Raw genomic sequence first — 26,377 nt, 5'->3', positions numbered from 1 at the left:
TGGTCACCTTGGGTTAGGGGGCGGTTCGTCAACACGGATTGCGGGGTGGTTCGCCGGCGAGGAAACGGCGGAGTTCCTCGGCGGCGGCGGCGGCGGCGATGGTGACGGTCTTGACCGACGCGCCGGCGATGTGCGGCGTGATGGTCACGTTCGGCAGGCTCAGCAACGGCCAGTCTGGCGGGACCGGCTCGACCGCGAAGGTATCGAGCGCGGCGCCGGCCAGGTGATGGTCGCGCAGCGCGGCGGTGAGCGCCGGATAATCGACCAGCGGGCCCCGCGCGGTGTTGATAAGATAGGCACCCCGCCGCATCGCGCCGATGCGCTGCGCGTTCATCAATCCCGTGGTCTCGGCGGTGACGCGGGCGTGCAGCGTGACGACATCGGCTTCGGCGAGCAGGGTTTCGAGCGTGGCGGGGCTGACGCCGTCGGCAATATCCGCCGGATCGAGCGGCACGTAGGGATCGTGCACCAGGATGCGGCAGCCGAACGGCTTGAGCAGGCGCACGACGCGCGTGCCGATCTGGCCGTAGCCAATCACGCCGACGGTCATTTCGGACAGTTCGCGGCCGGTGCGATCGGCGCGGTACAGATCGCCGCGCCAGTCCTGCCGGCGCAGGCTGTCGTGACCGGCGCCGATCAGGCGGGTTTGCGAGAGGATGGCGCCGATGGTGAATTCAGCGACTGCGCCGGCATTACGGCCCGGGGTGTTGACCACGCGGATCTGGCGCAGCCGGGCGGCCTGCATGTCGATATTGACCGGGCCGCCGCGCGACACCGCAATCAACCGCAGGCGCGGCATCCGTTCGAGCATCTGCGCCGAGACCGGAGCGAGATGGGTGACCAGGATTTCCGCATCGCCGACAAAACCGGCGATGATTGCGGGATCGCCCTGGTATTCCTTCAACCCGTCCATGCCCGGCGTGGCATAGCCATGCTCCATCGGCAGGTCGGGCCAGGGCAGCGTCATCGAGCGGAGCGCCACCGCATCGCCGCACGCGGCGCGGATGGCCTGCTCGAATGCCGCCGGGCGCATGAAATGATCGCCGATCACCGCGCAGTCGCGCGCTGGGTTATCCATGCCGCGTCTCCGTGAAACCGGCGAACTGGTGCCAGAACGGCGGCGCGGCGTCACGGGCGGCCTGATAGATGGGCAGCAGCGGGGCGTAATGCTCGGCGAGCGCGGGATCGGGCGGTTCGGGCGCGCCGAGCAGCGGGGCGACCCAGGCGCGGGCGCAATCATCCATGCTGGGTGCGATGCCGAGCGAGACGGCGGCGATCATGGCCGCACCCAGCGCACCGCTGCCGTGTTCCTTGATGATCCGCACCGGGCGGTTGAGCATCGCGGCAAAGATCCGGCGCATCGCGACCGAACGGGACGCACCACCGGTTATGCTGATCATGTCCGGTGCGCCGCCGATCGCGGCGTAGCAATCGGCCGCGGCGAGGGCGAGACCTTCGTAGATCGTGCGCATCAGGCCGGGCAGGTCGAGGCTGCGGTCGATCCCGGCGAGGCTGGCGCGGGCGTTCGAATTGGTGAACGGCCCGCGTTCGCCGGCCGCCGAAATATAGGGGTGATAGACGGCGCGCGCCGGCGGCGCGGCGAGTACCTGTTCGTCGAGGGCGCGCAGCATGGCACCGTGATCGGACGGGTGGCCGGCGAGTTGGACCGCCTGATCGGCGATGCCGACCAGCCAGTCGATGTTGAGCGTGGCGGCGAGGGTCGATTGCAGCAGCGCGGTCTTGCCCTTGACCGGAAACACCATGCGATAGCCGCTGAGCGGCGCGCCGGCTTCGCGCTCGAAATCATCGTCGGCGAGGCGGATGTTCATGCCGGTGCTGCCGATGATGGAGGTGCCGCAATCGGCACCGGTGCCATAGATGCCCGCACCCAGCGCGCTGCACAGCACATCGACATAGCCGAGCACCACCGGTGTGCCCGCCGCGAGGCCGAGGCTTGCAGCGGCGGCTTGGGTGAGCGCGTGCTGCGTCGTCATGCCATCGACAATTGGCGGCAGCAGATGGCGGTAGGGTTCGAGCGCATAGCCGGCGATGGTGACCGGCGAATAGGCCCGGGTGCGCCACGACCCGTAGGTGAAGCACGCCTCAGACGGATCGGTCGCACGAACGCCGGTGAGGTTGAAATAAATCCAGTCCTTGCAATGGAACGCGGTGGTGGCGCGGGCAAGCTGGCCAGGGCGGTTGGCGGCCAGCCACAGCAATTGGCCGGCCTGCTGGCAGGCGGCTGGGCCGGTACCGGATTCGGCGAAGATGGCGGGGCCGGTATCGCTCGCGCGGATGCGCTCGACGATCGGCCCGGCCCGGCCATCGAGCCAGAGCAGGGCGGGGCCGACCGGGGTGCCCGCGGCGTCGATCAGCCAGGTGCCGTCGCCCTGGCCGGTGATGGCGAGGCCGGCGACGGGCGCGCCATCGAGCCGGGCGACCAGGGCGGCGATGGTGGCCGCTGCATCCTCCCAGGTTTGCGCCATGTCCTGCTCGGCGAGGCCGCCTGGTGCTTCGCGATAGCGGTTGGGCCGGCTTTCGATCGCGACCGGCTGGCCCGCCAGATCGAAGGCGACAGCCTTGAGCATGGAGGTGCCGGCATCGAGGGCGATGAGGCGGGGTTCGGTGGTCATGCGATGGCTCCGTGAACAGTTTGGACAGCGCGAGGGTGATCGCCCAGAGCACCGTCAGGATCGCCGGCCGGATTGCCAGGTCTGTTATGCGCCGAGCATGCCCGCGCGTTTCGCGAAATCGCGGCGTGACAGGCCGCGCGCCATGAAGTCTTTGGCCGGGTTTTCGATGTTTCGAGTCATTGTTGCCTCCGGTTTATTTGTTGCGTTATAGGCACGATTTCACAAGGCGGTCATCACCTTGGGCGTTCGGGTGGCTTTCAGCCGGACCAGCCGTGTGGCCGTATCTTCGTCGGTGATCAGCGCCGTCGCGAGGCCGGCGTTCAGGACGGCGTGGATTGCCGCCACCTTGTCGCGCCCACCGGCGATGGCCAGAACTTCGCGGCCGCGCATCACTTCAGGATCGAGCGCGATGACCCGGTCGTGCAGTTCGGTTTCAACTCGCTGACCGGCTTCATCGAAAAAGCAGCCGAGCAGTTCGGCAACGGCACCATCGCGCCGGGCGGCTGCGAATTCCTCAGGCAGCACCATGCCGCTCATGCCGAGGAAGGCGGTGGGTTTGACCTCGCCAATGCCGACGATGAACAGGCTTGCCTGCGCCGCCAGTCGAAACGCCTCGACCACACCGCGCTGGCGGAACAGCATCTCGCGATCCGTGATCGAGTTGGCGTAGAACGGCACCGGCGGCAGATAGGCCGCGGCGCCGGTTTTGTCGGCAAGCGCGTGAATGACGTCGAACGGGTTGGCACCGACCCGGCGCGGCACATCGCCGAGGGCCGAGACCACCGTGAGATCGGGATAGGACCCGGGTGGCAGATGATCGATCGATGCGGCGATGCTGCGGCCATGGCCGACGCCGATGATGCTGTGGCGGCCCCGTTCAAACGCATCCGTCAGGTAGTCCGCACCGGCGCGGCCGAGCGAGGAGAATAGGGTTTTGCCGTCCGGCGGTGCTGGGACGACGCGGCAGACATCGAGCGCGAAACCGTTGGCGATCTGCTGTTCGAGACCGACACAACTGGCCAACGCGCCGCTGATCGAAATACGGACGATGCCGTCCTGCACGGCGCGGGCAATCAAGCGTTGGACGCGGGTTTGCGGCAAGCCCAGCCTTGCAGCGATTTCAACCTGGGTCAGCGATGATTCGTAATAGAGCCACGCGACTCTCGTTGCGAGTTCGACATCATCATGTCCAAGGCGCCTGCTTGAACGACACGCCACCGCTCCATCCCCGTTTGAATAATTTTTATTGTCCCGCAGGTTTTATTCACACGGATATCAGTGTCAAGTGAAATCCGCATATTCACAAAGTCATCGGCCCCGATGGGCTAACGGGTTGTTGGAATGAAGCGGCGGAGGTCCGCGGTCGCCCGCATGACGGGGCGGATCGCACCCGGCGCGATGACGCCGATGCTGGCGGCCTGCACCAGCAGATTGCCGGCGGTGGTCGCCTCGACCGGGCCTGCGATGACGGTGGCGTTGGTGCAATCGGCGATCGCCTGGCACAGCAGGTCAATCCGCGAGCCGCCGCCGACAATGTGGATGCGGTTGGTGTGGTGGTCGGCCACCTGATCGATTTCGGCGAGGCTGGCGGCCACCGAGGCCGCGAGGCCGCGCAACACGGCGCGGGTGATCACAGCGGGTGTCGGATCGAGCACGACGCCGCAGGCGGCGCACCAGCGGAGGATGCGGTCCGGCATGGTGACGCCAGGATGTGCGAACTCGGGTTCGGTCGGGTCGATCGCGACATCCGAACATAGCGCCGCGGCGTCTTGCAGGATCGGCTCGATCGGCGGATCGCCCCAGGCGCGCAGGCATTCCTGCAGGATGAACAGGCCGCTGGTGTTTTTCAGCAGCCGCGTGGTGCCGGCGATGCCCTGTTCATTGGTGATATTGGCGCGGCGGGCGGCCTCGCTGATCAGCGGGCGCGGGCGCTCGATGCCGGCAAGGCACCAGGTTCCGCTCGAAATATAGGCCCAGTCCTCGCCCGCCTCGGCCGGGATTGCAGCGATCGCGCTCGCGGTATCATGTGTGGCGGGAGCGATGACGATGGTGCCGACGAGGCCGGTGTCCGCGGCGATGGCGGGCAGTAGCGGGCCAAGGATGGTGCCGGGCTCGACCAGATTGGGAAACATGGCGCGCGGGATGCCGAACGCGGTCAGCACCGTGTTCGACCAGTCGCGCCGGACCGGATCGTAAAGTTGGGTGGTGCTGGCGTTGGTGTGTTCGCAGGCCACGACCCCGCACAACCAGTAATGGATCAGGTCCGGCAGCATCAGGAAGCGGGTCGCCCGGCTGAACAGGTCAGGCGACGCGCGCTTTGCGGCCAGGAGTTGCGGCAGCGTGTTGATCGGCAGAAATTGCACGCCGGTCGCCTGATATAAATCGGCGCGCGGCATGGTTTCATCGAGCGTGTCGATCACGCCCTCGGTCCGGCGGTCGCGGTGGCTGTGGACCATGCCGATCGTCAGCGCATCGGCATCGAACAGCGCGTAATCCACCCCCCAGGTGGTCACGCCGATGCTCGCCACCGGCCCCTGGCCGGACGCGATGCGAAGTCCATGGCGAATTTCGCGCCAGAGTTCGAGCATGTTCCAATACAGGCTGGCGCCGAGGGGCACGGCGCGATTGGGAAACCGGTGCAGGATATCGAAACTCAGCCGGCCGCCTTCGACCGCACCGAGCGCGACCCGCCCGCCGGATGCACCAAGGTCGATCGCGATGTGGCGCGCAGCACTACCGAACATAGGCGGCGGGCACGCCGCCATCGACCGTCAGCACGCCGCCGGTGGTTTTGCGCGAGGCCGCGGAGGCGAAGAAGGCGATGGCTTCAGCGACATCGTCCGGCAGGACATTGACCTTGAGCGTGGTGCGCGCGCGATAATGCGCTTCAAGCTCGGTCTCGGCGATGCCGTAGGTGGCGGCACGGTCGGCCCGCCAGGATGAGTTCCAGATCGAAGAGCCGGACAGCACGGCATCCGGCAGCACGGTGTTGACGCGAATGCCCGCACCGCCGCCTTCCTCGGCGAGGCAGCGGGCCAGGTGTAGTTCCGCCGCCTTGGCGGCCGAATAGGCGCCGGCGTTGCGCCCGGCGGCGACCGCGTTTTTACTGGCGACAAACACCAGTGCGCCGCCGCAAGCTTGCCGGCGCAGCACGCGAAACGCGGCACGGGCGACCAGGAAATAGCCGGTGGCAAGAATGTCGAACATCAATTGCCAGTCAGCCAGGCTGGTCGCCTCGATCGGGTCGCTTTTGCTGATGCCGGCGTTGTTCACCACGATGTCGACCCCGCCGTAAGCGAGCGTCGCGGCGGTGAAGGCGGCATCGACCGCAGCTTCGCTGGTCACGTCCATCGGCGTGGCGATCGCGCGGTGAAACCCGTGGCGGGCGGTGAGCGCGGCGGCGACTTCGGCGCTGCCATCGGCATTGCGATCGGCGATGACGACATGCGCGCCATCCCGCGCAAGGCGCGCGGCGGCGGCGCGGCCGATGCCGCTGGCCGCACCGGTGATCAGCGCAACATGGCCATCGAGCGGCTTCGGCGGCGGTTTCAGCGAGAGTTTGTAGAGTTCGAGCGGCCAGTATTCGATGGCGAAGCTCTCGGCGGCGTCGAGTGTTTCGAAGCCGCCCACCACATCGGCATGGCGCATCACCGCGATGGCGCGGCGGTACAACTGGCGGGAGACTTCGGCGGCGAAGGCATCGGAGCCGGTGGTGACCATGCCGATTCCGGGGATGAGAATGATGCGGGGCCAGGGCGCGGCCATCGTATCGCCGGGTTGGGCGTGGGATTGGAAATAATCCCGATAATCGCTGACGAAACGCGCGATCCCGGCGGTGGCTGCCGTGATCAGGGCGTCGGCACCGTGTTCGGGCTGCCAGTCGAGCAACAGCGGCACGCGCTTGGTGTGGACCAGATGGTCCGGGCAGGCGGCGCCGCGCATGGCAAGCGCTGCACATTGGGCGCTGGTGGTGAAATTCAGCACATCGTCGCTGGAATCGACGCTGAGGATCATGCTCCGATCCTGGCTGATCGCGCCGCGAATCACCGGCAGCACCTGGGTCAGCAGCGTGTCGCGCTCGGCGGCGGACACGCGCGTGATCGTGGTAGGACCGAAGGGCGATGGGTTCGCTTTTGCCGCGAGAAACGCTTCGGCTTCGCCGATGATGCGCAGCGTGCTGGCATAGCAGGCCGCCGCGGTGTCACCCCAGGTGACCAGACCGTGCTTGCCCATGACGACGCATTCGAGGTCCGGATTGTTGCGCACGGCGGCACCGATCTGTTTCGAGAGATCGAACCCCGGGCGGATATAAGGCACGAACGCCGCCCTTTTGCCGAACACCTGCTGGACCAGCGCCGCGCCGTTCGGGCTGCACGCAATCGCGATGATCGCATCGGGATGGGTATGATCGACATGCGGTGCCGGGGTGAAGGCGTGCAGCAAGGTTTCGATGCTCTGGCGCGGCCGCCCCGGTTCGAAGGCGCAACGGTCAAGATAGGCGGTCATGTCTTCATCGGACATGGTGGGGCGGGCGAACAACGGTTCGATGTCATCGAGGCGGAGGCCGGCAAAATGCTTCGGCTCGATCGAGGCGAGATCGCTGCCGGAAGCCTTGACCCAGAGCACCGGCGTCGCGCGGCCGAGGTGATCGCGCTCGATCGATTTGACCGAGGTATTGCCACCGAAAATATTCACAATGCGGCGATCCGCGCCGAGCAGGCGGGAACGGTGGGCGAGTGCCGCCAGCCCCTCGCCGGCCGGCGGTTGGGATGCTGGCCAGGTGGGGCAGCGTTGATCGGTATCGTTCATCCGAGCCTCATGATCGAGTTAGTCGCCATAGCCGCCGCCGGTCGCGATAACGCCGCGGTCGCGTTTGATCGCCCGCAGATAATCGCCCTCGCGATGGGCGCGCAACGGGTCTTCGGGCAGGTTGTGGCCGCGCCGCCAGGCGGCGAGACGCGGGCGGACATCGGTGCGGAAGGCATCGAGCAAAATGCGGTGCGCGCCCAACGCATCGCCCTCTGCCTGCGCGGCGGCGAGGCCGGCGCGATCGATCAGCAGAGCCTTCGCATAGGCTTCCTGGCAATTCAGAATACTCATGATCATGCCTTCGATTTTCGCTTCGATGTTGAAGCTCTGATCGATCATGTAGCTGACACCGCGGGCGCAGGCTTCGGTTGCCGGATCGTCGGCGGCCGCGACCAGTTCGGCGTAGATCAGGAAGAGTTCGAGCGGGTTGGTGGACCCGACAATCAGATCGTCGTCGGCGTAGCGCCGGGCGTTGAAGTGAAAGCCGCCGAGCTTGCCTTCATCGAGCAGGATGGCGACGATGGATTCGATATTGGCGCCCTGCGCGTGGTGACCGAGATCGACCAGCACCTGCGCCTGCGGGCCGAGCGCCTGCGCATGCAGCAATGCGGCACCCCAATCGGCCAGATCGGTATAATAGAAGGCGGGCTCGAAGAATTTGTATTCGATCAGCATACGCGCATCATCCGGCAGGATGTCGGCGCAGGCTTGCAGCCCGGCGCGCAGGCGCCGACGCCGGGCGCGGATGTCGTCCTGACCAGCGTAATTGGTGCCGTCCGCGAACCACAGGCTGAGATCGCGGGCGCCGGTTTGCTGCATGATCGCAACGCAATCATGCAGATGGGCCAAGGCCTTGTCGCGAATTCGGGCATCGGGGTGGGTGAGCGAGCCGAGGCGATAATCCTCGTCCTGGAACAGATTGGGGTTGATGGCACCGATCGCGATGCCGCATTCGGCAGCGAAGCGGCCGAGGGTTGCGGCATCGTCCACCTTGTCCCACGGGATATGCAGAGCAACGCGCGGGGCGATGCCGGTCATGCGGTGAACCTCTGCCGCGTCCTCGATCTTTTCCCACACGCTGCGCGCGGCACCGGGGGCGGCGAAGGTTTTGAAGCGGGTGCCCGTGTTGCCGAACGCCCAGCTTGGCGTTTCGATGATCTGCGCATCGAGCCGCGCGATGAAAATTGCGTCGTCCATCAATCCTCCGCGACGATCAGCCGGATATCGGCTGCTTCCAAGGCTGCGAGATCGGCCTCGGCCGGCATCGTATCGGTGATGACGATGTCGAGTTCGGTCAACGTCGCGATGGTTGCCAGCGCCCGCCTGCCGAATTTCGAAGAGTCGATTAGCGCGATCGCGGTGGCGCCCGAGCGCAGCATGGCGCGTTTGGCACCGACCTCGGGCAGATGGGAATCGGTCAGGCCGAGTCCGGCGTGAAATCCCCTGGTGGAAAAGAACACCTTGTCGGGGTGCAGGCGGGCCATGACATCTTCGAACAGAACGCCGGTGAAGGAGCGCGCCGGGGCGTGAAACGCACCGCCGACCAGCACGAAATCGACCCCGGCGGCGGCGAGCGTATTCGCGGCATCCAGGCTGGAGACGATGGCCGACACGTCGTGCCCCGCGAGCATGCGCACCAGATGCAACGCCGTGGTCGAGGCATCGAAAGCGATCGTGTCGCCTGGCGCGATCAGACCGAGGGCGGCCCTGGCGATTGCGGATTTCGCCGCGGTGTGGCGGCTGGCGCGCAGCTGGTGGCTGAGTTCCTCGCTCATGCGCTCGCGCAGCCGGGCACCGCCGCGCACCCGCTCCATCAATCCCTGCTCCGCCAGCGCATCGAAATCGCGCCTGATCGTCATGTCATGGACGCCGAACTCGGCGGCGAGATCGCGGACGCGCAAGACCGGCGCGTTGACGGCACGGCGGAGGATTTCCGCCTGGCGCAGCGTGTCGCTCATGGCCCGCACGCCGGTTTTGAACATCTATATGTGCGTTTCCACATCACGATCGTCGCTTACGCCACAATGCGCGGCCTCACAAGCGCTGATCTGATGAGTTTTTGATTTGCGTTATATTGCGCTGCACAATTACGAATTTACGCGGCGTATTTAAGTAAGCAAGAAAGCGCTTCTTTTTTGAAAAAAAGAAGCAAAAAACTTTTTTTAATCTGGGCTAAAGCGATTTCAGCCGCATGAACCCAGCGAATAAAAGTTTTTTTGCTTCTTTTTTTACAAAAAAAGAAGTCCTCCCCCCCCTGCCCTGCCCGCCTCACTTGACAGACCAATGTTCACTCATGTTAAGTTTGTCGGATAAACTGGACCTAAAGAGTCGAAATAATCAATCTATCGGAGGGAAACGCGCCATGAAGCATCATTTTCGGTCATCATCGATCCTGGTCGGCCTTACCTTGCTGGTTGCTGGTGGCGGCACGGCGCTGGCCGCTGAGCCGAGCATCGCGTTCGTGCCGAAACTGGTCGGGATTCCGTATTTTTCGGCGATGAAACAGGGTTTCGAGCAGGCGGGCAAAAAATTCGGCGCCCACATCATTTATCAGGGACCGACCACGGCTTCGGTTTCTGGGCAGGCTGAGATGGTGCAGAGCCTGATCAACAAGCATGTCACCGCGGTCGGTGTTTCCGCGAACAGCCCAACGGCGCTCGAGGCGCTGGCCAAGCAGGCGAAGGACCATGGCATCCTGTTCTATTCGACGGATTCACAGGTCGATGGTCCGGACGTGGATTTGCGGGTGCAGCAGACCAGCAACAAGGCATTGGCCTATACCGTGATCGATCAATTAGCGACGGCGATCGGCGGCAAGGGCGACGTTGCGTTCGTCTCCGGTGGTCCGACCGCGACCAATCTGAACGAATGGATTGCGCTGATGAAGCAGCGGATCGCGGCGAAATATCCGGCGATCAAGGTGGTTTCGATCCAGTACGCCGGGGAGGACATCAACAACGCGACGCAGGTGACCGGGCAGCTGCTCTCGGCGTATCCGCATCTGAAGGGCGTGGTCGGCGTCAATTCGACGGCGGTGCCCGGCGCGGCGCAGGCGGTGTTGCGGGCCGGGCTCTCCGGCAAGGTGGCCGTGACCGGCATTACCGATCCGAATTCGATCCGCCCGTTCATCATGAACGGCACGGTGAAGAGCGTGGTGCTGTGGAACCCGATTGCGCTGGGTTATCTGACCGCCTGGGGCATCATGCAGGAGTTGGCGCATAAACCGTTCGCAACCGAGAACGCAGTGCCGGGCCTCAAGGGCAAGGTGCATTACGATGCCGCAACGCACACGCTGCTGCTGGGCAAGCCACTGGTGATCGACAAGGCCAATGTCAGCCTGAATTTCTGAGCGGTTCGCAGGATGGCGCTGGTCGAGCTGAAAGGGATCGTCAAGCGCTTCGGCGGCGTGGTCGCGCTCGATGGCGTCGATCTGACTTTGGTGCCGGGCGAAACCCATGCGTTGCTCGGCGAGAACGGCGCCGGCAAATCGACCCTGATCCGGGTGATGACCGGCGCGGTCGTGCCGGATGAGGGCAGCATCACGGTGGGCGGCACGCCGTGCCGGTTCACCCATCCGGCGCAGGCGAGCGCGGCGGGGATTGCGGCGGTCTATCAGGAGCCGATGATCTATCCGCATCTTTCGGTGCTCGAGAATATATTCGCGGGCGCCGAAATGACCGGACGGTTCGGCATCGTGCGGCGTGGCGCGATGGCTGCGGTGGTGCGGCCGCTGCTGGAACAGCTCGATCTGCCTGCGAGCCTGCTCGTACGCCGGATGAGCAGCCTCAGCATCGGGTTTCAGCAGATGGTGTTGATCACCAAGGCGCTGATGCTGAATGCGCAGGTGATCATTTTCGATGAGCCGACCTCGATTTTATCGCAGGCGGAGACCGATCGGCTGTTCGTGATCATCGAGCGCTTGCGTCGCGACGGCCGGGCGATCGTGTACATCACGCATCGGTTGGACGAAATTCGCCGGATCGCCAGCCGGGTGACCGTGCTGACCGATGGGCGGGTGAGCGGCACCGCGCTGACGAGTGATCTGGATGAGGCAAAGTTGCTGACGCTGATGGCGGGCAAGGCGAGCCGGGATTACGGCAAGCCGCTGCGCGACCGCGCCGCGCCGGCCCACGGCACGCCGGCGCTGCGGATGGCCGGGCTCACCCGGGCAGGCGCCTATCAGAATGTCGATTGGGACGTGCCGGCGGGCCAGGTGACCGGGGTGTACGGGCTGGTGGGATCGGGGCGCAGCGAGGTCGCGCTGGCGGCGTTCGGCGCGTTGCGGCCCGAGCGCGGCACGATCGCGCTGCAGGGCCGGCCGATCGCGCCGCGCGATCCGGCCGAGGCGATGAGGCTCGGCATCGGGTATCTGCCGGAAGACCGGAAATTACAGGGCATTTTTGCGACCAAGCCGCTCGAGGCGAATTTGACGGCGGGCACCATCGGGCGGTTTCGCGCCCGCGGCGGGCGGCTCGATTTCGCGGGCTTGCGGGGCGAGGCGCTGCGGCTGATCGGGTACTACCGGATCAAGGCGCGCGATGAAACAATCGGCATCGGCACGCTTTCGGGCGGCAATCAACAAAAGGCGTTGTTCGCGCGCTGGGCGGGGCAGAGTTTGAAAGTGCTGATCCTGGATGAACCGACTCGCGGCATCGATATCGGCACCAAGGCGGAGATCCACGATTTCATCCGCGATCTGGCGGCCGGCGGACTGGCGGTGGTGGTGATTTCATCGGACCTGCCGGAGGTTCTGGCGGTGAGCGACCGGATCATTGTGATGCGGCGCGGCAGCGTGGTCGGCGTTGCCGAGGGCGCGGCGATGAATGCCGAGGCGATTCTCGCCAGCGCGGTCGGCGCGGATGCGAGGGCCGCATGAGTGCGGCGGTGATGGGCGCGCCAAAGGTGCCGCGCTTGCGCCTGCCGCAGGGGCGCGAGGCGCTGCTGCTGATCACGCTGGCGGTGCTGGTCGCGGGCATCGGCATGTTTTCGCACGGCGCGTTCTGGAGCCGGATCAACCTCGACAATCTGTTCGTGTCCAGCGCGATCACACTGATTCCGGCGATCGGCATGACGGTGGTGATCCTGACCGGTGGCATCGATGTTTCGACCGGCTCGATGCTGGGGCTGACCGCGGCGATCGGGGGGTCCTGTTTCGCGGCGGGGTGGAGCCTGGCCGCGACGGTGCCGGTATTTCTGCTCGCCGGCGCGGGCCTGGGGCTGGTGAATGCGGTGCTGATCATCAAAGGGAAAATTCCGCCGGTGATCGCGACGCTGGGAACGCTGAGTATTTATCGGATGATCGTGTTCATCGTGCTGGGCAGCAACTGGATCACGCAGATCCCGCCGGTGCTGACCCGTGTTTTCGTGGTCGACCATGTGCTGTGGCTGCCGGTGGTGGCGCTGATTGCGCTGGGCTTCGTGATCGTGGCGTCGCTGTACCTGCGGTATTTCCGCTGGGGGCGGCATGTTTATGCGCTCGGCAACAACGAGGAGGCGGCGCGGCTCGCCGGCATCCGGCCGGAGCGGATCAAGCTCGCGGCCTATGTCATGCTCGGCCTGCTGACCGGGTTTGCGGCATTGCTCACACTGGGGCAGAGCCCGATGGTGCAGACCTCGACCGGCAGCGGGTTTGTCTTGCAGGTGATCGCGGCGGTGGTGCTGGGCGGCACATCGCTGTCCGGCGGGCGGGGCACCATGGCGGGCACGCTGCTGGGCACGCTGGTGGTGCAGGTGGTCGATGACGGGATCGTGCTGCTGCACATCCAGCCGTTCTGGAACGGCGTGGCGCTGGGGGTGATCATTCTCGCGGCGATCGGGCTCAGTTCCCGCCGTGACGCCGGAGGGATGTGAGGATGCATGCATCGGGGTTCGACCGCACACGGCCGTTGCTGCTGGCGGCGATGGCGGTGCTGGCGCTGGCCGGGTTCGCCATCGGGCATCCCGATATTCTGAGCGGTGCGAATTTCGACAGCATGGCGGTGTTCGGCGTCGAGATCGGGATGATCGCGCTGGGGCAGACGCTGGTGATCAGTGGAGGCGATTCCGGGATCGATCTGTCGGTGGGCGCAATCGCCGGTCTGGCGCAGGTGGTGCTGGGGCGGCTGCTGCATGCCGATGTGGCATGGCCGCTCGCCGTGGCGGTGACGCTGGGTGCCGGGCTCGGGCTGGGTGCAATCAACGCGCTGGCGGTGACCTGGCTGCGGATTGCGCCGATCATTGCGACGCTGGCGACATTGTTCGGGTACGCCGGCCTCGCGCTGGTACTGAGCGGCGGGACCAATATCGATCTGACGCAGCAATCCTCATGGTTTCTGGCGTTGGGCCAGGGGCGTGTGCTCGGCCTGCCGTTTCAGTTGATCGCACTGTACCTGCCGCTGCTCGCAATGTTCGCGTTTTTGCAGCACGGCACTGGGTATGGCCGGGCGCTGTATCTGACCGGCACCAACGACCGGGCGGCGGCGCTGGCCGGGTTGCGGGTCGGCCGGCTGCGCGGTGCGGCCTATGTGCTGTGCGGATTGACCGCGACGATTGCCGGCATCGTCGGCGCCGCGCGGCTCGGCACGGCGCGGCCGGATGCGGGGATGAACGACAATCTGATCAGCATCGCCATCGTGGTGCTGGGCGGCACCGGGATTTTCGGCGGGACAGGGTCGGTGGTGGGCACGGCGCTGGCGACGGTGGTGATCGCGATCGTCGATTACGGGCTGAGCTATAATGATTTCAACCCGATCTATCAGGCCGGCGTGATCGGGGTGATTTTGATCGGGGTGATCCTGGTCGAAAATCCGGTGCTCGCGTGGCGTGCCCGGCGGTTCAAATAAGGAGAGGCGGCACATGAAGGGATTTGGCATCCACACCAGCCTGTGGGCGCATGATTGGACCGAGCAGGCCGCACGGCTCGCCATTCCCGAGGCGGCGAAACACGGGCTCGCCTTTGTCGAGATCGCGCTGATCGAGCCGGACCGGGCCGAAACCGAGGTAACGCGGGGCTTGCTGGAGCAGCACGGGCTCGCCGCGTGCTGCTCGCTCGGTCTGCCCGAGGAAGCGCGGCCGACCACCAACCCGGACAAGGCCTTGGAGTTCGTAACGCTCGCGCTGGAAAAAACCGCCGCGATCGGCGCCTCGCTGTTCACCGGCGTGACCTATGGCTCGATCGGCGAGCGCACCGGCCAGCCGCCGACCGCGGCGGAGCTCGATGCGGTGGCGCGGTTTCTCGACAAGGCGGCAGCGGTCGCGCGCGGCTTTGGCATCATTTTCGGGATCGAGGTGGTTAATCGCTACGAGTCGCATCTGTTCAACACCACGGAACAGGCGGTCGCGCTGATCGAGCGGGTCGGCGCGCCGAATATCGTGCTGCATCTCGATACCTATCACATGAATATCGAGGCGACCGGACAGGCCAACGCGATCCGCGCGGCGGGGGCACACCTTGCGTATATCCATCTGTCGGAGAGTCATCGCGGGGTGCCGGGTACCGGCACGATCGCGTGGGACGAGGTGTTCGCCGGGTTGGCCGGGCTGGGGTTCACCGGCGGCATGGCGCTTGAAAGTTTCATCCATATGCCGCCGCGCCTGGCCGCGGCGCTGTCGGTCTGGCGGCCGGTGGCACCCAGCCGGGCGGCGATCATCGATGAGGGATTGCCGTTTCTGCGCAACAAGGCGCGGCAGTACGGGTTGATCTGATCGCAGCGTTCAGTGCGGCTTTTGCGCGGTCGCTTGTTCCAGCAGCGCCCGGGCGCGGCGCAGGTCCGCGTGGTCGGACCCCGGGGTGAACGCGGTAACGACGGGCAGCAGCAGGGATGTGATCGTGTCCGGATCGGCGCCGGCGGCGAGGCTGAGCGCGGCGCGGAGTTCATAGAACCGGGCGGTTTGCTGGCGGGCGATGCGTAATGCCGCCTGCAACTCGGCTTTTGCCCCAGCATCGCCGGTCGCGCGCAGGATGCGGCCGCGCAGATGATGGACTCCGGCGAGCGCATAGGCTTGACCCGACCGGGCGATCACAGTGTTGCATTCGTCGAGTTTCGCAAGCGCGATGTCGGTTTTGCCATGGTCGAACATTATGGCAGCCTCGACGACCCGGTAGAACGGGGACCAGATTTTACTTTGGATTTTTTCGGCCAGTGCAGATCCCACCGCCATCTGCGCTATGGCGCCTGAAAGGTCGCCCGATTTGGCCGCGAGCCACGCGTTCAGATAGTCGGCGTGCGGCTTCAGCCACAAGCCTCGTTCCACCGCCGCGTTCAGAGCCGTGGCAACCCGCCTGGCTGCCGCAATATCGTCGAGCAGCAGCGACGCGATGGCGAGATGCGAAAGCACATAGGCCTGAGTCGTCGGTAGTTGCAGTGCGGCCGCCTCCGCGACCGCGGCGTCACCACGGGCCGTGGCGGCATCGAGCCGGCCTTGCTGGATCAGCAAGAGCACGTCCTGCGCCATCATGCTGGCGTAGGGATCGAGGGGCGAGTCAGGGCGTATATCCCGGTTGATCGTGGCGTCGTATTCCCTCGCGGAAGTCGTAAACCAATAATCGGCCTGCGGCAGATGACCTTGCAGTAAAGCGCAGTAGCCAATGACCCGCTGTGGCAAGAACTGTAGATTGGGAATGTCGGTGCGCTGTGCCATCTGCAGCGCGCGGCGTGCCAGCGCCTCCGCGCGGTCAAGTTCGGCGCTCATCAGCAGCCGCGCCGACTCGCTGTAAAGCAGCACGACACCATCGCGGCCGGGAGCCGCGTGCTCAAGCAACTGGCTGAGGTGCTCAAGATTCGCGCCCGCCTCCTCAGTGGTATAACCGCCGATGCTGACCAATGGTTTCATCATTAGTTTACGCAATGCAATCTCACGGTCGTCGCGCGCGCGGCCCGGCGGCAAGGTGAGCAGCAGGCGGAGGGCCGCGCGCAAATGCTGCACTGCCTCGACCCAGGCGGCCTGTCCGATCGCGCGGATGGTCGCGCGCTGCCACCAGCGCAGCGCGGGTTCGACGGCGCTGGCCTCGGTATAGTGATGCGCCACCAGCTCCGGCTGGTCTTCCGCGATGCGGGGAAATTTCTGTTCGAGCACGGCCGCAATATTGCCGTGGAGGCGCATCCGTTCGGTGCGCAGGATCGAATGGTAGGCGGCATCCTGGATCAGCGCGTGGCGGAAGCTGAACACGGCATCGGGCGGCGCGCCGCGCCCGGTGACCAGGCCCGATCGGATCAATTCGTCGAGACCGCGGGTCAATTGGGTATCGGCGACGCCGGCGCAGGCGGCCAGCCAGTTGTAAGGAAACTTGCGGCCGAGCACGGCGCCGGTCTGGGCGATCGCCTTGGCAGCACCCAACCGGTCGAGCCTGGCCATCAGCGTATCCTGCAGGGTGGCCGGCACGGTCATCGTCGCGGTATCGCCTTCCAGCACCGAGCGGGTCAGCTCTTCGACGAACAGCGGCACACCGCCGGCGCGCTCGGCGATGCGATCGCGGATTTCGGGCGGCAGGGTGCCGGCGCCGAGACGCTCGATGATGGCGGCGGCAGCGCTGGGCTCGAGACGGTCGAGCGCCAGGGTCGCGACGGCCGGATGGCCCGCCGCCGCCCAGGGCAGCGCCAGTTCGGGCCGCGCGCTGACCAGGACCAGCACGGGCAGCCCCGGCACGCGGGCGACAATGCGGGCCAGCAGTTCGAGCGTGAGCGTGTCGCTCCAATGCGCGTCTTCGAATACCAGCAGGCGGGGGCGTGGTGCTCCGGTGACGAGCAGATCGACCAGCGCCGCGAGGGTGCGTTCACGCCGGGCGGTCTGGTCGGTGATGACATCGGCGCCATCGGCGAGACCGAGCAGATCGGCGATCACGCTGCGCGCAACCCCGCTGAGGCACAAAAATTCATCGAGCCTGGCCTGCCGGCTGGCCTGGGTTGCCTCGGCCGTGAAGCCGGCGCGGCGTTCGACCCAGTCGATCACCGGGCGCAGCGCGCTGGATTGGCTGTAGGACGCGCATTGCAGAATGATCAGATCATGCGGTTCCAGCTCGTACGGTGCTGCAGCCAGGGCTTCGCGCAAGGCGGCAATGATGCGTGATTTGCCAAGGCCAGGTTCGCCCGAGAGCAGCACGACCTGACCGTTGCCGGCGGATGCGCGATCCCATCGGTCGAGCAGGGTGGCAAGCTCGGCGGTGCGGCCGAGCATGGGCGCGCGGCGGCTGCGGTGTGCGGCGGCAAACCGGCTTTCCGATGCGGCGGCGGCGATGACGCGCCACGCCGGCTGCGGTTGATCGAACCCCTTGAGTTCGAGTGCGCCGAGCGGTTCAAGCGTGAACAGCCCGCCCAGCAGATCGCCGGTGGTCTGGCTGATGACAATGCCGCCCGGTGGCGCGGCCGATTGCAGCCGTACGGCCAGGGCCGGGAGTTGACCGACCACGCCGTTTTCACGATCGGCCGCGTTGCTGACAACGGCGAGACCGGTGGCGATGCCGATGCGGGCCTGAAGCGGAAACCCCGGCAAACCTGCCACCTGCCCGACCGCCTCGACGAGGCGCAGCCCGGCCCTGACGGCGCGTTCCGCGGCATCTTCGCGGGCCTCGGGGTAGCCAAAAAACGCCATCAGCCCGTCGCCGTGGTAGCTTGCGATGTAGCCGCCCAGCTGGTCGATCGCTTCGGTGCAGGCGTCCATGTAGCGATGCAGGATCAGCCGCAGTTCCTCGGGATCGAGCCTGGTGGCAAGGGTTGTCGAACCGACCATGTCGCAGAACAAGAGGGTCAGGTTGCGTCGCTCGGCGGTGACGCCCGGCAGCTTGGCGGCACCATGCAGTGCATTGATGGCCCGGAGGAGTTTTTTGCGCGGCCCCATCGGCAGTCCGAGGGCCGCGAGATCGGCCTCGCTCAGGTCGGCGAGCGTATCGCCATCGATCCCCTGTTCAAGAAAAGCCGGTGCGAACGCACCGAGGCCCAGGCCCTCGAGCCAGTTGGTAATGTCGTCGATCTGCATGCAGTCAATGCCCTACCCGCAGAGCGTGCATACGATGCCGGCAAGGTTGTTACAATAATGCGGTGGCGGAACGGCGCGTGCGCAAATCGCGCCATCTATCACCATACTCGCGCTTCATGACTGATTCTCGGACGATTTGTCTGTGATCTGGGTCACATATGCGGCGTTCGAATTGCGATATTCTGGACAAATGTGGCAGAAATGTACCACCTCCGCGCGCCGGAGCACCGATGGCCGCGGCGGTCTCTGCCCTTTGCCCTGGCTTTGGGACCGATGACGGACCAGGACGAGACCCTGCGGGTCATGCGCACCAATCCGCTGGGCCTCTGGCCGGACTCCGCCTATGACGCGATGGTGGCCCGGCGCGAATTCCTGGGGCGCAGCCTGATTCTGGTGAACGCGCCGGAGATGATCCGCCACGTGCTGATCACCCGCAATGACATCTACCGCCGCACGTCGACCGCGATTCGCTTGCTGCGGCCGCTGATCGGGCGCGGGTTGCTGTTGAGTGAGAGTGCGCTCTGGCAACGCCAGCGGCGGGTGATCGCGCCCACCCTGGCGCCGCGTGCGATCCCGACGCTGATGGTCCCCGCCGCCGCCGCGATCGATGCGTGGTGCGATGCGCAGGCCGCTCTGCCGGGACCGATCGATCTGCTGCGATCGTTGCAGGGCCTGGCACTGGAGATTGCCGCGCGATCGATGTTCTCGATCTCGGCGGTGCCGTTTGCACAGAGCGTGCGCGCGCTGATCGGCAGCGCCACCATCATCGGCCTGTCAAAACCGGATTATCTCGACATGGTGTTGCCGGTACGGGTGCCGGCACCGCGCGATCTCCGGCGCTGGTGGTTTCAGCGGCGCTGGATGGGCTTGATCAGCCGGATGATCGCAGCGCGCGAAGCCGCGCCGGCCACCGGGGCGCCGCGCGATCTGTTCGATCTGCTGCGCACCGCCAGCGCTGCGGATGGCGCCGGCGGGAGACGGCAATTGCGCGACGAGGTGGCGACCATGATCATCGCCGGGCATGAGACGACGGCGCTGACGCTGTTCTGGGCCTGTGTGCTGGTCGCCGATCATCCGCAAACGCAGGCGAGGCTGGCGGCGGAGGCGGCAACGCTCGATCTTGCCGGCGACGGCGCCGTGCTGGCGGCGGCGCTGGAGCGGTTGGTGTTCACCCGCGCCGTGGTGCAGGAGGCGCTGCGGCTCTATCCGCCGGCGGCGATGATCACGCGGCGGGCGACGATCGCCGACGATTGCGCCGGCGTCGATGTACCGAAAGGCGCCACGGTGATGGTGGCGCCCTGGGTGCTGCATCGGCACCGGTCGTTATGGCACGCGCCGGAACGCTTCGACCCCGGGCGGTTTTTGCCCGGTGCCGCCCCCTACGACCGGTTCGCGTATCTGCCGTTCGGCGCGGGACCACGGGTGTGCGTTGGTGCGCAGTTTGCCCTGGCCGAAAGTACGCTGGCGTTGGCGACGCTGATGCAGCGCTTTGCGATCAGCCGGGTTGATTCCGATCCGGTACACGCAGTCGTGGTCCTGACGACTCACCCGAACCGCGCACCGCTGTTTCGGCTGACATCGCGGTGACGCGGCGCGCAAGGTGCGGTAGCGGTCAGCGGGATTGCAATACGTCGATTCGGTAATGCGATGCACGGCGGTGCAGGCTGCGGCGCAGGCGGTCGGCAGTGGCTTCAATAAACAGGCCGACAGCGCGGTCGTTGCCGCTCGATCGATCGAGGCGTCCGGTGTGATTGACCAACAAGACCGTGGTGATCGGTGCAGCGACACGGAGCACCGTGCGCGCGAGGGCGAGGATCTCGCGATCGCTGCGGTCGTTAAGTCGGTGCAGCAGCGCGATCAGATCGAACGACCCGGCAAGGGCGAGGTGCGGCATCGGGTCGGGAGCGAACTGGACGTTATGGAGCGCCGCGCAATGGATCTGCGCGGCCATCAGTCGCGCAGCATCGCCCTCGGTCGCAAGCAGAGCATCGCACCGACCGGCAAGTGCGTGCGTGAACCGACCGCTGCCACACCCTATTTCGAGCCCGGAGCGAAAGTGCCGCGCATCGAGAACGCGCAGGCTGGCGGCATGCATTGTCCGCTCAGTGTTCGAGCCGGAATTGGGGTCATCCGCGGGGATCGGGGGAGCCACACGGCTATGGCGATCAGGGATCACCGGATGCGCCGCGACGCCGCACGGTGGCTGCCAACGACACCAGTCGGACTACCATTTGTTGTGGTCGATACGTGTTTCATTGGGGATATCATCTGGATAACAATTCGTTGAACTCAAGCGAGGTATTGCCAAAATCGAATAACATCGCATCCAGATATTATTCGATAAATGTCTATTTTTTCGCGCTTTTGGTGGCCGGCTGCCAGGATAATTCCGCTTTCACGGATCGCTTGTTCATCGGTATCGTCCTGGCTTGCCATTTTGGACGGCGCTACCAGCCCCACGATAGGATCAGACCGCAAGCTTCGCCTTTTTGAGACTGCCCTGTCGGCTGCGCGATCTTGCTGAAACGTTACGAAGTTTTGTGAAGACAAAACGACAGCATTCCGTTCTATTTCCGCGATCGGACATTTACGGTGAGGGTGGGGGCTGCACGATGGATAATCAGGCGCGGACTTTCGGATCACCGCCGTTCGCGCGCCGCCAGACCGGGCACGCGGATCCATTCACAAAGCGGCTGAATCGCCATGGTCATGCGCCGGCAGTGCCGGTGCGGAGCGCACCGATCGCCCGGCATGCCTTGAGGTGGATTGCGGCGGCGGCGACAGCGCCGATGACGATTTCGAGTCTGTCTGATCTCCGCTGGCTTGACATTGCTTGCGCGGACGAGCGCGGAGACGTGGCGGGGCTCGGCCGGACGCCCTGTTCACCGACCGAGCCAAGTGACGATACCGTGCTTGTGGTCAGCGGGCTGATGGGCGCCGCGCTCGCCCGGTTGGACGCACGCACCCGCCACATTGTGACGTCGCTGCATTTGCTGGACGACCCTTTGTCGCTGGCGGCTCTGGCCACCCTGCACGGACTTGCATCGGATCAGGTGCGTCAGATCGACGAACTTGCGTTTGCCGCGGTGCAGGATTGGATGCGCCTGACGATTGCGGAACGGCGCAACGCCGGCCGGCACGATCGGATTACGGTTGACGAATATTTGAGTATGGCGGCGAACTGACAGCCGAACTTTGGACTGTTGATTGGATGGCGGAATATTCCGGCGGGTTTTATTTGCGCCGGACTGAGAAAACCCCTTGTGTCCAATCGCTGGCCGCGCCATGTCGCCGCAGATGACGTTGTTGTCAGATTGCGCGCGGCGGGAGGCCGGACAGGTTTCATGAATCCCCGGTTGCCCGGTAAGCGGGTTATGATTGTCGATGACGAACCGATGGTGGCGATGCTGCTGGAAAGCGCACTGTCGGACGAAGATTGTATCATTATTGGTCCGTTCGATGGCGTCGGGAGCGCGACCGAGGCGGCACACGGTGAATCGCTGGATTTTGCGTTGCTCGATGTGAACGTCGCGGATGGGAAAATTTATCCAATCGCGCAAGTTCTGGAAAGCCGCGGTATTCCGTTCCTGTTGTTGTCGGGCTTCGGCGATGGCGATGTGCCGGCCGGACATGAGCATTGGCCCATGGCGGGCAAGCCGTTTTCGATCGAGCCGATGATCGAGCGGATTTGCACTGCCCTCGGTGTTGCGTGCTGATCGCTGGGCTGTCGAGGCTCGCTGTTTCTGATATCGGCGGTTTTCAGTTTTTTTTCAGCGTCAGGCGACGCTGATGGCAAATCAGTCGCGCCCGTCCGCACCGAACGCCGCCGAAGACAGCGAGCGCGGCCGGTTCGTCTTTGGGCACGACTGGGCCGGCACGCCGCTGGGGCCGCGCGCCCAATGGTCGGCAAGCCTCACGGCGATCGTGCGGATGATGGTGACCTCGCGCTACCAGATGTGGATGGGCTGGGGCCCCGAACTGATCTTTTTGTTCAACGACGCCTATCGGCCGACGCTCGGCGTCAAGCAGGACTGGGCTCTGGGCAAACCGGCCCGTGTGGTCTGGGCCGAGATCTGGCCGGATGTCGGCCCCTTGATCGACCATGTGATGCGCACCGGCGAGGCGACCTATTCGGAGGCCATGCTGCTTCTGCTCGAGCGCAGCGGGTTTCCGGAAGAGACGTATCATACCTTTTCCTACAGCCCGTTGTTCGAGGATGATGGCGCGATCGGCGGTCTGTTCTGTGTGGTGGTCGAGGAAACCGATCGGGTCATCAACGATCGCCGGCTCGACACGCTCAGGCATCTGGCCGCGGGGGCGGGGGCCAAGACCGAGGCTGAACTGTTTGCGGTGGTCGATCGCGAATTATCGCGCAACCTGGCGGATCTGCCGTTTGCCTTGACGTATTTGTTCGAGGACGACAGGTCCGGCGCGCATATGGTCGCGCAATCGGGCCTGGTCAGCGATGATCCTGCGGTGCTGAGCGGCGAGATATGGCCGCTGGCCGGCCTTCTGGCGGAGGCCGAGACGGTCGTTGTCGATGATCTGGCGGTGCGGCTGACCGGCTTGCCGCATGGCGCGTGGGACCGGCCGCCGGCGCGCGCCTTGCTGGTGCCGATTTTGCAGCAGGCGCAGGGCCAGGTCGCGGCCGGGTTCATGGTGATCGGGCTCAATCCGTATCGTGCGCTCGACGCGGCGTATCGGGGTTTCATCAATCTGCTGGCCGGGCAGATCGCTGCCGGATTGGCTTCGGCCCGGGCCTTCGAGGCGGAGCGGCGGCAGGCGGCGGCTCTTGCGGCGCTGGATCGGGCGAAGACGATGTTCTTCTCCAATGTGAGCCATGAGTTTCGCACGCCGCTGACGCTGATGCTCGCACCATTGGAAGACGCCCTGGCGACGACCGAAGGGGCGCTGCATGAGCAGTTGCTGCTGGCGCACCGCAACGGTGTCCGGCTGTTGCGGTTGGTCAATAACCTGCTGGATTTTTCGCGGATCGAGGCGGGGCGCGCGCAGGCCCGCTTCGTGCCGACCGACCTTTCTGCGTTCAGTACAGAGATTGCCTCGAGCTTTCGCGCGGCGATGGAGCGGGCCGGTCTGACGCTGACCACCGAAACCGCGCCCCTGCCGGAGCCCGTGTATCTCGACCGGGATATGTGGGAGAAAATCCTGTTCAACCTGCTCTCCAACGCGTTCAAATTCACCCATGAGGGCGGCGTGATCCTGCGCGTGATGACGACGGCGGATCGGACCGGGGCGCTGGTGAGCGTGTGCGATACCGGCATCGGGGTCGAGCCTGGCGAAGTGCCTCGGCTGTTCGAGCGGTTTCATCGGATCGAGGGGGCACACGGCCGCAGTATCGAGGGGAGCGGGATCGGTCTCGCGCTCGTGCAGGAACTGGTGCGCCAGCACGGCGGTGACATCGGCGCGACCAGCACGCCCGGTGTGGGGACGTGTTTTACCGTGCAGTTGCGATTCGGGTCTGCCCATTTGCCGCCCGATCGGGTGATGCCTGGCGAGGCGCTCACCGGCTTGACCAATGCCGGGATGTTCATCGAGGAGGCGACGCGGTGGCTGCCGGCGGCTGATGCGACCGCGGCCGGCACGATCGAGGCCGACCCCAGCGTGCGCGCCACCGCCGGGCAGCGCATCATTCTCGCCGATGACAATGCCGATATGCGCGACTATCTGCGTCGGCTGCTGACGGCGCAGGGATATGCGGTGACCGTGGCGGGCGATGGAGCCGCGGCGCTTGAGGCGGCGCGTGCCGCCCCGCCGGACCTGATCCTGTCGGACGTGATGATGCCGCATCTGGACGGCTTCGGCCTGCTACGCGCGGTGCGCGGCGACAAGGCGCTGGCCGGCACGCCGGTGGTGTTGCTCTCGGCGCGGGCCGGTGAGGAAGCCAAGATCGAAGGGCTGGACGCCGGCGCCGATGATTACCTGACCAAGCCGTTCGCCGCGCGCGAGTTGCTGGCCCGGGTGGCCACCAATATTCAGATGGCGCGCATCCGGCGCGAGGCGGCACGTGAGGTGATGCGCAGCGAGCAGCGCCTGGTCATGACGCGCGAGCGGCTGGATATCGCGCTGTCGACCGGGCGGGTGGCGATTTTCGATCTGGATGTCGAGACCGGCGCCATGATGGTGTTCGGTGCGTTGGTGACGTTTTTCGGCGTGGCCGAAGCGGCGGCCGCCGCTGGCCTGCCGATCGCTGCGTTTCTGGCGGCGATCGACCCCGGCGATCGGGCGCGGGTGACGGATGCTCTGGCCGCCGCCATTGCGGCGAACAGCGCGTTCGAGGCCGAGTACCGGATCACCGGCGGGGATGCGCCGAAATGGGTTACGGCGCGCGGAACCATCCAGATCGACCGATCCGGCGGCCGGCGGCTGGTGGGGGCGATTATTGATATATCGGATGAAAAGATCGCGCAGGATGCCTTGCTCGAACAATCCGTCGCGCTCGAAGCGCTCAACCTGACGCTGGAGGATCGGATCGCGGCCGCCGTGGCGGAACGGTTGCAGGTGGAGGAGGCGCTGCGTCAGGCGCAGAAAATGGAGGCGGTCGGCCAGTTGACCGGCGGGGTGGCGCATGATTTCAACAATCTGCTGACCGTGATTCTGGGCGGGCTCGATACGATCAGGCGGCGGGGTCCGCAGGATAATCCGCGGGTGACGCGGGCCCTCGACCTCGCGACCCAGGGGGCGCAGCGGGCGGCGACGCTGACCGCGCGGTTGCTGGCGTTTTCGCGCCGCCAGCCGCTCGATCCCAAACCGCTCGATCTTAATCTGGTCGTGCGCGACAGCACCGAATTGCTGCACCGGACGCTGGGTGAGACCATCGAACTCGAGACCGTGCTGGGTGCGCGGCTCTGGCCGGTCGAGATCGATCAGAATCAGCTCGAAAGTGCGATTTTGAACCTGGCGGTCAATGCGCGCGACGCGATGGCCGGCAATGGCAAGTTGACGATCGAGACCGGCAACACGATGCTCGATGAGTCCTATGCGGCGATGGATTCCGAGGTGGTGCCGGGGCAATATGCCGTCGTCTCGATCAGTGACACCGGCAGCGGCATGAGTGCTGAAACGCTGAGCCGGGTGTTCGAGCCGTTTTATACGACCAAGGACGTCGGCAAGGGCACCGGGCTCGGCTTGAGCATGGTGTATGGGTTCGTCAAGCAATCGGCCGGTCATATCACGATCTACAGCGAGCCTGGCCAGGGGACGACGGTGCGGCTGTATTTTCCGCGCTACCGCGGCGACCTGCCGGCGACCGATACCGCTGATCACGCTGCAGCGCCGGGCGGTTTGAAGGATGAAATCATTCTGGTCGTCGAAGACAATGACGACGTGCGTTCGTATAGCGTGATGACGCTGAACGAGTTGGGCTACAGCGTGATCGAGGCCGCCGATGCCGACGCGGCGATGGTTCATTTGCAACGCCCGGGCCGGATCGATCTGCTGTTCACTGATGTTGTTCTGCCGGGCCGGACCGGGCGGGAACTGGCGACCGAGGCGCAGGCGTTGCGGCCTGGTTTGCGCGTGCTGTTCACCACCGGCTACTCGCGCAACGCCATTATCCATCATGGCCGGCTCGACGCCGGGGTGCAGTTGCTGACCAAGCCGTTCACGTATGATCAACTGGCGCAGCGGGTTCGTGACGTGCTGGATATGCCGGCACCCTGCGGCTGATGGCGCGGCGGTTGATTGGGGATTGGGTGGCTGAGGGAGTTTAGGGAAGGAAGGCTTCTTTTTTGTAAAAAAGAAGCAAAAAACTTTCTGACCCTGGGGCACGGGCGTTTTCAAAGGCGCGGACCCAAATTAACAAAGTTTTTTTTGCTTCTTTTTTGTTCACAAAAAAGAAGGACTTCCCTTGCCTTTTTGTGCTTTTAGTTACGATATCGTAACGAAATAGACGTGCGAAATCATGGCCCCTTCCGCCACATTTTTTTGACGTTGAAGGAGGGGATGAACGGCTGGTGCCAGGGTGG

Annotated in this window: 20 protein-coding genes; 9 read left to right on the top strand and 11 right to left on the bottom strand. The window is 65.3% G+C overall.

Features of this window, described 5'->3' with window-relative positions; translation table 11 throughout:
* Window positions 1-28: 28 nt before the first annotated feature.
* From BW994_RS04115 to BW994_RS04085, 7 genes are all read right to left on the bottom strand, one after another.
* On the bottom strand, window positions 29-1,078 hold the full coding sequence (locus BW994_RS04115; RefSeq protein WP_029310415.1) for a 2-hydroxyacid dehydrogenase: 1,050 nt from the start codon (window positions 1,076-1,078) through the stop codon (window positions 29-31).
* Window positions 1,071-2,633 carry an FGGY-family carbohydrate kinase gene (locus tag BW994_RS04110; protein ID WP_029310414.1) on the bottom strand — a complete coding sequence of 521 codons (1,563 nt, stop codon included), beginning with the start codon at window positions 2,631-2,633 and terminating at the stop codon, window positions 1,071-1,073. The genes BW994_RS04115 and BW994_RS04110 overlap by 8 nt, the downstream gene beginning before the upstream one ends.
* 219 nt (window positions 2,634-2,852) lie before the next feature.
* Window positions 2,853-3,851, bottom strand: a complete 999-nt coding sequence (locus BW994_RS04105) for a sugar-binding transcriptional regulator (RefSeq protein WP_051657105.1) — start codon at window positions 3,849-3,851, stop codon at window positions 2,853-2,855.
* 107 nt (window positions 3,852-3,958) lie between these two features.
* A complete protein-coding gene (locus BW994_RS04100) occupies window positions 3,959-5,377 on the bottom strand; it encodes a rhamnulokinase (protein WP_029310412.1) in 1,419 nt (472 codons plus the stop codon).
* Window positions 5,367-7,442, bottom strand: coding sequence for a bifunctional rhamnulose-1-phosphate aldolase/short-chain dehydrogenase (locus tag BW994_RS04095; RefSeq protein WP_029310411.1), 2,076 nt, complete (start codon window positions 7,440-7,442; stop codon window positions 5,367-5,369). The genes BW994_RS04100 and BW994_RS04095 overlap by 11 nt, the downstream gene beginning before the upstream one ends.
* 18 nt (window positions 7,443-7,460) lie before the next feature.
* Window positions 7,461-8,639, bottom strand: a complete 1,179-nt coding sequence (rhaI, locus tag BW994_RS04090) for an L-rhamnose isomerase (RefSeq protein WP_029310410.1) — start codon at window positions 8,637-8,639, stop codon at window positions 7,461-7,463.
* Entirely contained in the window at window positions 8,639-9,424 is a 786-nt protein-coding gene (locus BW994_RS04085; protein ID WP_029310409.1) for a DeoR/GlpR family DNA-binding transcription regulator, read from the bottom strand. The genes rhaI and BW994_RS04085 overlap by 1 nt, the downstream gene beginning before the upstream one ends.
* 380 nt (window positions 9,425-9,804) lie before the next feature.
* Between BW994_RS04085 and BW994_RS04080 the strand changes: the two genes are divergently transcribed.
* The 5 genes from BW994_RS04080 to BW994_RS04060 are packed head-to-tail and all read left to right on the top strand — an operon-like array spanning window position 9,805 to window position 15,125.
* Window positions 9,805-10,791, top strand: a complete 987-nt coding sequence (locus BW994_RS04080; protein WP_029310408.1) for an autoinducer 2 ABC transporter substrate-binding protein — start codon at window positions 9,805-9,807, stop codon at window positions 10,789-10,791.
* 12 nt (window positions 10,792-10,803) lie between these two features.
* On the top strand, window positions 10,804-12,318 hold the full coding sequence (locus BW994_RS04075) for a sugar ABC transporter ATP-binding protein (RefSeq protein WP_029310407.1): 1,515 nt from the start codon (window positions 10,804-10,806) through the stop codon (window positions 12,316-12,318).
* Complete coding sequence (locus tag BW994_RS04070) at window positions 12,315-13,292, top strand: ABC transporter permease (protein ID WP_081848966.1); 978 nt, start codon at window positions 12,315-12,317, stop codon at window positions 13,290-13,292. The genes BW994_RS04075 and BW994_RS04070 overlap by 4 nt, the downstream gene beginning before the upstream one ends.
* 2 nt (window positions 13,293-13,294) lie before the next feature.
* Complete coding sequence (locus BW994_RS04065) at window positions 13,295-14,263, top strand: ABC transporter permease (protein ID WP_029310405.1); 969 nt, start codon at window positions 13,295-13,297, stop codon at window positions 14,261-14,263.
* 13 nt (window positions 14,264-14,276) lie between these two features.
* The gene (locus BW994_RS04060; protein WP_029310404.1) at window positions 14,277-15,125 is read left to right on the top strand and encodes a sugar phosphate isomerase/epimerase family protein; all 849 of its coding nucleotides are present in this window, start codon (window positions 14,277-14,279) and stop codon (window positions 15,123-15,125) included.
* A 9-nt stretch (window positions 15,126-15,134) separates the two neighbouring features.
* On the opposite strand, the gene BW994_RS04055 is transcribed toward BW994_RS04060, so the two are convergent.
* The gene (locus BW994_RS04055) at window positions 15,135-18,392 is read right to left on the bottom strand and encodes an ATP-binding protein (protein WP_029310403.1); all 3,258 of its coding nucleotides are present in this window, start codon (window positions 18,390-18,392) and stop codon (window positions 15,135-15,137) included.
* A gap of 273 nt (window positions 18,393-18,665) precedes the next feature.
* Here BW994_RS04055 and BW994_RS04050 point away from each other — a divergent pair, with 273 nt between their 5' ends.
* Window positions 18,666-19,979: a cytochrome P450 gene (locus BW994_RS04050; protein ID WP_051657104.1), complete on the top strand. Its 1,314-nt coding sequence runs from the start codon at window positions 18,666-18,668 to the stop codon at window positions 19,977-19,979.
* Window positions 19,980-20,004: 25 nt separating this feature from the next.
* Here BW994_RS04050 and BW994_RS04045 read toward each other — a convergent pair whose 3' ends face one another.
* Both BW994_RS04045 and BW994_RS19880 read right to left on the bottom strand, forming a co-directional pair.
* The gene (locus BW994_RS04045; RefSeq protein ID WP_051657103.1) at window positions 20,005-20,487 is read right to left on the bottom strand and encodes a class I SAM-dependent methyltransferase; all 483 of its coding nucleotides are present in this window, start codon (window positions 20,485-20,487) and stop codon (window positions 20,005-20,007) included.
* A 194-nt stretch (window positions 20,488-20,681) separates the two neighbouring features.
* The gene (locus tag BW994_RS19880) at window positions 20,682-20,828 is read right to left on the bottom strand and encodes a hypothetical protein (RefSeq protein WP_217696433.1); all 147 of its coding nucleotides are present in this window, start codon (window positions 20,826-20,828) and stop codon (window positions 20,682-20,684) included.
* Window positions 20,829-21,181: 353 nt separating this feature from the next.
* Here BW994_RS19880 and BW994_RS04040 point away from each other — a divergent pair, with 353 nt between their 5' ends.
* The 3 genes from BW994_RS04040 (at window position 21,182) to BW994_RS04030 (ending at window position 26,078) form a co-directional block, all read left to right on the top strand.
* The gene (locus BW994_RS04040; RefSeq protein WP_139333975.1) at window positions 21,182-21,577 is read left to right on the top strand and encodes a sigma factor-like helix-turn-helix DNA-binding protein; all 396 of its coding nucleotides are present in this window, start codon (window positions 21,182-21,184) and stop codon (window positions 21,575-21,577) included.
* A gap of 78 nt (window positions 21,578-21,655) precedes the next feature.
* Window positions 21,656-22,108, top strand: a complete 453-nt coding sequence (locus BW994_RS04035; RefSeq protein WP_139333974.1) for a response regulator — start codon at window positions 21,656-21,658, stop codon at window positions 22,106-22,108.
* A 73-nt stretch (window positions 22,109-22,181) separates the two neighbouring features.
* Window positions 22,182-26,078, top strand: coding sequence for an ATP-binding protein (locus tag BW994_RS04030; protein WP_051657101.1), 3,897 nt, complete (start codon window positions 22,182-22,184; stop codon window positions 26,076-26,078).
* A 40-nt stretch (window positions 26,079-26,118) separates the two neighbouring features.
* Here the strand turns inward: BW994_RS04030 and BW994_RS19875 are convergent.
* Window positions 26,119-26,377: hypothetical protein (locus tag BW994_RS19875; protein ID WP_217696432.1), on the bottom strand; the 259-nt coding region annotated here is incomplete at its 5' end.

The sequence above is a fragment of the Acidiphilium rubrum genome (genome assembly GCF_900156265.1).
In the GTDB taxonomy this organism is placed as follows: domain Bacteria; phylum Pseudomonadota; class Alphaproteobacteria; order Acetobacterales; family Acetobacteraceae; genus Acidiphilium; species Acidiphilium rubrum.
Note: the sequence above shows the minus strand (reverse complement) of the source record. Positions and strands in the feature narration are given on the sequence as shown.

Excerpts from the sequence above, each read along its gene's own strand:
- BW994_RS04115 (WP_029310415.1), bottom strand. The coding sequence starts at position 1,078 with ATGGATAACCCAGCGCGCGACTGCGCGGTGATCGGCGATCATTTCATG.
- BW994_RS04110 (WP_029310414.1), bottom strand. The coding sequence starts at position 2,633 with ATGACCACCGAACCCCGCCTCATCGCCCTCGATGCCGGCACCTCCATG.
- BW994_RS04100 (WP_029310412.1), bottom strand. The coding sequence starts at position 5,377 with ATGTTCGGTAGTGCTGCGCGCCACATCGCGATCGACCTTGGTGCATCC.
- BW994_RS04095 (WP_029310411.1), bottom strand. The coding sequence starts at position 7,442 with ATGAACGATACCGATCAACGCTGCCCCACCTGGCCAGCATCCCAACCG.
- rhaI (WP_029310410.1), bottom strand. The coding sequence starts at position 8,639 with ATGGACGACGCAATTTTCATCGCGCGGCTCGATGCGCAGATCATCGAA.
- BW994_RS04085 (WP_029310409.1), bottom strand. The coding sequence starts at position 9,424 with ATGTTCAAAACCGGCGTGCGGGCCATGAGCGACACGCTGCGCCAGGCG.
- BW994_RS04080 (WP_029310408.1), top strand. The coding sequence starts at position 9,805 with ATGAAGCATCATTTTCGGTCATCATCGATCCTGGTCGGCCTTACCTTG.
- BW994_RS04075 (WP_029310407.1), top strand. The coding sequence starts at position 10,804 with ATGGCGCTGGTCGAGCTGAAAGGGATCGTCAAGCGCTTCGGCGGCGTG.
- BW994_RS04070 (WP_081848966.1), top strand. The coding sequence starts at position 12,315 with ATGAGTGCGGCGGTGATGGGCGCGCCAAAGGTGCCGCGCTTGCGCCTG.
- BW994_RS04065 (WP_029310405.1), top strand. The coding sequence starts at position 13,295 with ATGCATGCATCGGGGTTCGACCGCACACGGCCGTTGCTGCTGGCGGCG.
- BW994_RS04060 (WP_029310404.1), top strand. The coding sequence starts at position 14,277 with ATGAAGGGATTTGGCATCCACACCAGCCTGTGGGCGCATGATTGGACC.
- BW994_RS04055 (WP_029310403.1), bottom strand. The coding sequence starts at position 18,392 with ATGCAGATCGACGACATTACCAACTGGCTCGAGGGCCTGGGCCTCGGT.
- BW994_RS04050 (WP_051657104.1), top strand. The coding sequence starts at position 18,666 with ATGACGGACCAGGACGAGACCCTGCGGGTCATGCGCACCAATCCGCTG.
- BW994_RS04045 (WP_051657103.1), bottom strand. The coding sequence starts at position 20,487 with ATGCATGCCGCCAGCCTGCGCGTTCTCGATGCGCGGCACTTTCGCTCC.
- BW994_RS19880 (WP_217696433.1), bottom strand. The coding sequence starts at position 20,828 with ATGGCAAGCCAGGACGATACCGATGAACAAGCGATCCGTGAAAGCGGA.
- BW994_RS04040 (WP_139333975.1), top strand. The coding sequence starts at position 21,182 with ATGACGATTTCGAGTCTGTCTGATCTCCGCTGGCTTGACATTGCTTGC.
- BW994_RS04030 (WP_051657101.1), top strand. The coding sequence starts at position 22,182 with ATGGCAAATCAGTCGCGCCCGTCCGCACCGAACGCCGCCGAAGACAGC.